Origin of the sequence: Streptomyces sp. NPDC057438, from assembly GCF_042802995.1 — a bacterium.
Taxonomy (GTDB): Bacteria; Actinomycetota; Actinomycetes; order Streptomycetales; family Streptomycetaceae; genus Streptomyces.
Genome location: NZ_JBHVDD010000201.1, coordinates 1 through 1,652, shown reverse-complemented (window position 1 = coordinate 1,652; position 1,652 = coordinate 1). Strand labels below are relative to the sequence as shown.

2 protein-coding genes are annotated in these 1,652 nt (G+C 68.4%); one reads left to right on the top strand and one right to left on the bottom strand.

What is annotated here, in order from left to right; translation table 11 throughout:
- On the bottom strand, window positions 1-101 hold a 101-nt coding region (locus ACFU5F_RS42365), incomplete at its 3' end, for an HTH domain-containing protein (RefSeq protein ID WP_383899027.1).
- Between the two features lie 104 nt (window positions 102-205).
- On the opposite strand from ACFU5F_RS42365, the gene ACFU5F_RS42360 reads away from it, so the two are divergent.
- The gene (locus ACFU5F_RS42360; protein ID WP_383899025.1) at window positions 206-1,174 is read left to right on the top strand and encodes an alpha/beta hydrolase; all 969 of its coding nucleotides are present in this window, start codon (window positions 206-208) and stop codon (window positions 1,172-1,174) included.
- Window positions 1,175-1,652 lie beyond the last annotated feature (478 nt).

Genomic DNA, 1,652 nt, shown 5'->3' with positions numbered 1-1,652 from the left:
GTGCGGACCGATACCTCCAGGCGTTCGGCGAGCTCGACGTGGGAGATCCGCTCGCGGGTCTGGAGGAGCAGCAGGATGGACAGCAGTCGGTCGGCTTTCACGAAAGTGAGCGTAAATCCTGACGGACGATGTCACGTATGGCGCGGAATGCTGTCTGTCGTCCCGAAGATCGCGCAAGCGAGACGCTTCCGAGGAGCAGAGCCCCATGCCTTACGCCTTCGATCCCGAGCTGGCCCCTGTTGTCCCGATGATCAACGATCTGCCGTTCACCGACATCGCCGCCGCTCGCGCGGCCGAGAAGGAGATGACGGCGCACCTGCCCGTGTACGAGCCGGCCCGGCCGGTCGACGTCCGCGACACTCTCGTCCCGGGGCCTGAGGGCGCACCGCAGGTCCCGGTCCGGATCTACACCCCGGCCGGCGCCGAGGCGGCGGACAGTTGCATGCCCGGCCTGGTGCACATGCACGGCGGCGGCTATGTGCTCGGCAGTCCGGACTTCTGCCACTCCGACCTGCTGCGGATCGCGGACCAGGTGGGCGCTGTAGTGGTCTCGGTTGACTACCGGCTCGCGCCCGAGCATCCCTTCCCGGCCGGACTGGAGGATTCCTACACCGCGCTGGTGTGGACGGCCGGGCACGCTGCGGAGCTGGGCATCGACCCGGCACGGCTGGCCGTCGGCGGTGACAGCGCGGGCGGCGGGCTCGCCACGGCCGTGGCCCTGCTGGCCCGGGACCGCGGTGGCCCGGCGATCTGCATGCAGTACCTGGGCATTCCGATGCTGGACGACCGGCTGGAGACACCGTCGATGCGGGCCTTCACCGACACCCCGGTGTGGAACCGCCCCATCGCCGAGATCTGCTGGAGTCACTACCTGGGCGGCGAGGGCCGCCGCGGCGGCCCCGACGTCCCCGCCTATGCGGCCCCGGCCCGTGCCGGGGACCTCTCCGGGCTGCCGCCGGCGTTCGTCTACGTCTGTGAGTTCGACCCCCTGCGGGACGAAGGGATGGCCTACGCGCAACGGTTGGTACAGGCGGGGGTCACCACCGAGTTCCACCTCTACCCGGGGACGTTCCACGGCTCCGTGGGGCTGAGGAATGCAGCCATCAGCCGGGAGATGCTCTCGCATGTGACAGACGGGCTGCGGCGCGGCCTGCGCGTGCGCCCGGTGCGGTAGCGCCACCGCCGCGGCAGAGCGGGCATGGACGCGCGTCGACGGGGTGGCGGGACTCAGAACCCTGGCGGGTGCCGGAGAAAGCTCAGCCGCTGGGGCCCGGCTGCATCCTCCTGCCCGGTCGGCTGTCAACGGTGCCGAGGCCAGGGAACTGCTGAGCGGACCCCTATCCGACTCTGCAGCGAATTCTCATCGAAACGGTGCGTCAATCCGACATCTGGATGCGCCGAGTGGCCCGGAGTCAAGACCAACTCCGCTTTGAGACTGCACAGCCCAGAAGGACTGTCCGAGGAGTCGACGAGCGCGATCGCGTCCCGCTTGAACTCTTCGGTGTACCGCTTCGTGTACTTGCTTCCCACCTGGTGCTACTCCCTCTGGAACATCAGGTCCCAGTCTCCAGGTGTCCACGATCAAGGGGAAGGTTCAAGGTGCGTCTTGACGGTGGACAGCGACACCACCAGTTGGTCGCAGATCTCCTGGT